We start from the raw sequence: 5,627 nt of genomic DNA on the forward strand, positions 1-5,627 counted from the left end.
GAGAGTGATAAACCGTTGTAAATAGCTGACCTCTTCATCCGATTCTCTGATAGCCGCAAAAAGTTTTTTAGCCAGGCCTTTTTTGCCAAGACGTATAGCCCTTACCGGCAGGGTTTGACAAAACTCCATCGCCAACCAGTTAGGCAAAACGGTTATACCTCTTTGCAAGGCCACCATTTGTACCATGATATCCATGGATTGCATGGCTTTGCTTCGTGGATGAATTCCCGCAGGCATTAAAAACTGAGTAAAGACATCCAGGCGTTCATGGGCTACCGGAAAGGTCAGCAATAACTCATTCTGTAGAGCTGATGCCTCAATATAACTTTGCCGGGCTAATGGGTGATTTTCTTCCACCAACAGCACCAGCTCATAATCAAACATCGGTTGATAAAGTACTCCAACCTGATTAACCGCATCCGGTGTCACCAGCAAATCAATATGATGATTTAACAGACCTTCCATTCCGGAAAACTGGAATTGATGCACGATATCCACATCCATCTGCGGCATTTCCCGCAGAAAATCAGCCAGAATTTTTTTCAGCCATTCATAACAGGGATGACATTCCACGCCGATGCGCAGTATTCCTGCACGTCCTTCAGCATATGCCTGCAAGGTTTGCTCGGTCTGCTCTAAAACCGGTAAAACTTGCTGAGCAACCTGCAACATCAATTCACCAGCCTGGGTCAGTCTTAATTTTCGTCCATCGCGCTGCCACAAACTGATTTCCAATTTCTGCTCAAGGTAGCGGATCTGATGAGATAAAGCCGATTGCGTAACAAATAATGCATTCGCTGCCGCCGTTAAACTGCCGTTTTCAGCCAATGCCTGAATAATGCGTAAATGCGCTCGCTCGATCATATATGAATATATCTCATAAATTTGTTAACAATCATCATTATTACTCATAAATTAAGCTGATTACAATGGGCTGCTTTAAAACCGATTGAGAGGATATCGAATGGTCAGCACACATAATCTTGGTTTTCCACGTATTGGTGAACGACGCGAATTAAAATTTGCATTGGAACGCTACTGGCGGGGCGAAATTAATACCGAGGCATTAGAAGAAACCGGCAAAACATTACGTTTACGGCATTGGGCACTGCAAGGCGAACTGGATCTGTTGCCTGTCGGAGACTTTTCTTTTTACGACCATGTGCTGGACACCAGTCAGATGCTCGGCAATCTGCCGACAAGGGTGGATAAAAATGCCGATGCTTTAATCCAATATTTTCAGGCATCACGTGGTCAGGCTGGTTCGACTTGCTGTGATCATCAAATTGACGCAGCTGAAATGACTAAATGGTTTGATACCAACTATCACTATCTGGTGCCTGAATTTACTGCTGATACCGACTTTTCAGCTCATCCAGATAGATTGCTATCTCAAATTACAGAAGTAAAGACTGCGGGTTACAACGCTAAACCTGTATTGGTTGGTCCAGTCAGCTATTTATGGCTGGGCAAAACCAAAGATGAAAGCGACAAACTGGCTTTATTGGAAAGAATATTACCGGTTTATGCTGAAATTCTGGATGGATTAGCTAAGGCCGGTGTTGAATGGGTACAAATTGATGAACCCATTCTGGTTACTGAGCTCTCTGTTGAGTGGCAGCAGGCTCTGCAAAAAGCCTATTTTTCATTAGCCAAGTCTCAGGTTAAGCTGCTTCTGACCACCTATTTCGGTCAACTAAAACAGAATCTGCAACTGGCATGTGAATTACCAACGGCAGGCTTTCATCTTGATGCGATAAACGCGGCGGATGAAATTATCCGTGTGGTGGATTGGCTGCCATCGCATAAAATTTTATCGCTGGGGGTTATCAATGGTCGAAACATCTGGAAAACCAATTTAAACCAAACACTTAATCTGCTTGAACCGATACACAAACGCCTTGCAAATCGCTTATGGCTGGCACCAAGCTGCTCACTGTTACATGTGCCTATTGATTTGCAATCTGAACAGCATCTGGATGCTGAGGTACATGACTGGTTAGCCTTTGCTGTACAAAAACTGGATGAGCTGCAAGTATTGGCTCGGGCACTTAATGCAGGACGTGATAGCGTAACAACACAACTGGCAGACAATAATCAGGCCATTCAACACCGCCAGCAATCGACTCGGGTTCACAATCCTGCAGTCAAGCAACGCTGCGAGGCTATCCAGCCCGAGCTGGCACTGCGTCAAAGTAATTACACTGAACGTGCTGCGATCCAACAGACGGACTTACAATTACCGGCATTTCCAACCACCACCATCGGCTCTTTTCCACAAACCAATGTGATTCGTCAGGCACGTAAACAATTTCGTCTGGGCCAACTGGGCAATGCCGAATATCAACAGCAGATGCAGGCAGAAATTCGCTACGCCATTGATAAACAGCTGGAATTGGATCTGGACGTTTTGGTGCACGGTGAAGCAGAACGGAATGACATGGTCGAGTATTTTGGTCAACAACTACAAGGCTTTGCATTTACGGATAATGGCTGGGTGCAGTCCTATGGTTCACGCTGTGTTAAACCACCCATTATTTTTGGTGATGTATCACGGCCGCGTCCAATGACGGTAGAGTGGACCCAATATGCCCAATCTCTTACTGACAAACCGGTTAAGGGCATGTTGACGGGGCCAGTTACGATTCTCAACTGGTCGTTTGTCAGAGATGATCAATCGCGCAGCGAGACTTGTAAGCAAATTTCATTGGCCATTCGTGATGAAGTGATTGATTTGGAAGCAGCAGGTGTGAAAATCATCCAGATTGATGAAGCCGCGTTACGTGAGGGTTTGCCTTTACGACAATCTCAATGGCAGGCGTATCTCGATTGGGCGGTGGAAAGCTTCAAGATCTCAGCCAATGGAGTAGGAGATGAAACACAGATCCATACCCATATGTGTTATTCCGAGTTCAATGACATTATCGAAGCCATCGCCGCAATGGATGCCGATGTGATCACCATTGAAACCTCCCGGTCACAGATGGAATTACTGGATGTATTTCGTGACTTTGACTATCCAAACGCGATTGGACCCGGCGTTTATGATATTCATAGCCCGAACACTCCCTCTGAACAGTCGATGGTCGAGTTATTAAAACTCGCTGCACAGCGTATCGATAAGCAGCAATTATGGGTCAATCCTGACTGCGGTTTGAAAACCCGTCGCTGGGAGGAAGTAGAGCCGGCGCTGAAAGCGATGGTTTCAGCTGCCAGATTGTTGAGAAATCAACTTGCCGCTTAGCTAGAAAAATCGGGTAGGGAGAATCGTTTTCTCTACCCGCTTTTTACATGCCATTTGTCGGGCAAATGCTCATACAAATAATCAAAAAATGCGGCGACTTTAGGTGTTTTGGCATAACGATCTGTCACACAGAAATAAAACTCTAAGGGTTCCGCTTCCGCTTTAACCTCTGACAGATGCTCCGCCCCAAATAATTGATTTAATTGACCTGATGCCAGGTAAGGTTCTGCGACAAATGCTGCCAAACGGGTTATGCCGCCACCTGCTACCGCCATTTTAGCCAACATATCAATATCATCACTTACCGCTGTTGCGTTAATATCAGGCTCATAACGCCGACCTTCCCGAATAAAAGCCCAGCGGAAAATATGACCATCCACCGGGATCCGAAACATCAAACAATCATGATTTAACAAAGCCTGCGGGGTATCCGGATAACCTGCTCGCTGGAGATATTCCGGCGATGCACAAAAGATTAATGGCAATGTCGCAATTCGTCTTGCCACCAATCCATCCTGTAATTGTTGGCGAATACGGATACTGATATCAATACCTTCTTTTAGATGATCAATACGTCGATCTGTAGCCAGTAATTCCAGACTGATTTGTGGATAACGTTGATTGAACCCTGGAATTAATGGCGCCAAAACATGCCGCGAAAAAGCAGCTGAACAGGCAATGGTGAGCTTTCCTCCAACCTGACCCTGCATCGCTGAAACCGCTTGTTTGGCAAGCTCCAGCTCATTCAACAAGCCTTTGACCCGCTGGAAATACACCTCACCATTATCGGTTAAGGCCAGACTACGAGTTGTTCGAGTTAATAAACGCGCTCCCAGCGCGGTTTCCAGTCGAGCAATATTTTGACTGGCTGCCGCGGCGCTGATACCAAGACGGCGTGCAGCGGCTGCAATACTTCCCAATTCAACTGCTCGAACAAATGTTTCCACACCGCGCATTGTATCCATAAGTCATTAATATCAATTGTTTGAGAGTTTCGTAAGATTAGCTTATGAGTGTTTATAGTGTCTAGCGGCTACTGATAAGCAATTTCCAGCGGTAAGGTAGCCCCAGCATTCAACGAGCTGGAGACTTAAATGAAAAATAATTCCAACTGTGTCAACGTGGCTAAAAGAACATTTGGCAAACTACCAGCGCGCCTTACACCTTATGTATTTGCCTTTTACATGGCTTCGATTATGGCAGCATTGATGTGTTTGATTATTACCGCAGTACATCAGGGTATTAATGGAAAGCTTCTTTATGATGCATTGGTTGCTTATAAAGTCGCCATGCCAGCAGCATTTGTATGTATTTTGTTCGTACGACCTTTAGTCATGGCTTTGGTTAAACGAACCGTTTCAGCTGGCAATTAACCGGTTTTGGCTTTTGGCATACCTGCATTCATTTGGCTGTGGATCTGTTTAGCTAACTCTGGATCCAGAAAACTGGTGCGGGTCTGCTGATGACATAACGCACTACGAAAACCTAAATAATCGGCTTCCAACGGGCTTAGCTGCTGAATATTTTCGATTGTCAAGGCACCGGCCAAACCGCACAGTAACCCTGCGGATTTGGCTTCAACTACAAATCTCTTTAATGTTCCGATGGATAAATGGTCGAGTAAACCCTGACCGTTCTTTATGGCGGTATCCAGCATTACTCCGGCAAAACCTGCTTTGGCTAACGTCGGAATCATTTTTTGTGCTGGCAATTGATCGGCAAACATTACAGCGATAACCGGGGTATGGATGGCTTTGATTGTTGACTCGAGTTGCTCAATGCAACGGCTAAGATCCGGTTCATCAAAGATACCGATTTTGACATAATCAACACCCGTCGCAGCCATGTCTGAAATTGCAGCAGATAAGATATCCGCCTGCATCGTTAAATCTCCCACCGTCGCACTGCACAGACAACGATGATTAACCCAGCGAACAATCTCTGTTACGGTTTGATGCGTTAATGCGCCTAGAGCGCCTTGTGAAGGATTTTTCATATCCAGGATATCTGGCAGGTGCTCAATCAATGATTGAGCTTCGTCAAGGGATTGTACGCTGGCCAGCCACCTAGTCATGATTTAATTCTATTCCGGCAAGTTTTACTCTTTCCATTAACCAGTTCCATGCTTCCAGTTCTCGTTCACCTGCGGTTTTATCTATTGCAATGGTGAGATAGGCGATCTCCTCACGGATTTTCTGTTCAGATAACATGTCCAGGCGACTCACCAGAATAGCCGCTTCTATCACAGCATTCTGCGCACGATTAAAACCTCTGAACGGTTTGTGATTAACATCGCAAATCACCGCACCGTAAAAACAGGCACGTGGATCGGTGTCCACCAATCGAACCATCTCCAGTTCGATATGTGATAACGCATCACTGA

5 protein-coding genes and 1 pseudogene are annotated in these 5,627 nt (G+C 45.5%); 2 read left to right on the forward strand and 4 right to left on the reverse strand.

Annotated features, from left to right (window positions below; all coding sequences use genetic code 11):
- Positions 1-864 (reverse strand): LysR family transcriptional regulator (locus B3O33_RS14360; RefSeq protein ID WP_292363861.1); only part of this gene is annotated, 864 nt, incomplete at its 3' end.
- A gap of 100 nt (positions 865-964) precedes the next feature.
- On the opposite strand from B3O33_RS14360, the gene metE reads away from it, so the two are divergent.
- Positions 965-3,244, forward strand: coding sequence for a 5-methyltetrahydropteroyltriglutamate--homocysteine S-methyltransferase (metE, locus tag B3O33_RS14365; RefSeq protein ID WP_292361053.1), 2,280 nt, complete (start codon positions 965-967; stop codon positions 3,242-3,244).
- A 32-nt stretch (positions 3,245-3,276) separates the two neighbouring features.
- Here metE and B3O33_RS14370 read toward each other — a convergent pair whose 3' ends face one another.
- Entirely contained in the window at positions 3,277-4,209 is a 933-nt protein-coding gene (locus B3O33_RS14370) for a LysR family transcriptional regulator (protein ID WP_292361055.1), read from the reverse strand.
- 129 nt (positions 4,210-4,338) lie between these two features.
- Between B3O33_RS14370 and B3O33_RS14375 the strand changes: the two genes are divergently transcribed.
- Positions 4,339-4,617, forward strand: coding sequence for a DUF2798 domain-containing protein (locus tag B3O33_RS14375; protein WP_292361057.1), 279 nt, complete (start codon positions 4,339-4,341; stop codon positions 4,615-4,617).
- Here the strand turns inward: B3O33_RS14375 and B3O33_RS14380 are convergent.
- Both B3O33_RS14380 and B3O33_RS14385 read right to left on the reverse strand, forming a co-directional pair.
- On the reverse strand, positions 4,614-5,318 hold the full coding sequence (locus B3O33_RS14380) for a (5-formylfuran-3-yl)methyl phosphate synthase (protein ID WP_292363862.1): 705 nt from the start codon (positions 5,316-5,318) through the stop codon (positions 4,614-4,616). The two genes, B3O33_RS14375 and B3O33_RS14380, sit on opposite strands and share 4 nt — an antisense overlap.
- Positions 5,311-5,627, reverse strand: a pseudogene (locus tag B3O33_RS14385) (DUF447 domain-containing protein); the annotation flags it as partial. The pseudogene B3O33_RS14385 and the gene B3O33_RS14380, both read right to left, overlap by 8 nt.

The sequence above is a fragment of the Methylophaga sp. UBA1464 genome (assembly GCF_002325665.1).
In the GTDB taxonomy this organism is placed as follows: domain Bacteria; phylum Pseudomonadota; class Gammaproteobacteria; order Nitrosococcales; family Methylophagaceae; genus Methylophaga.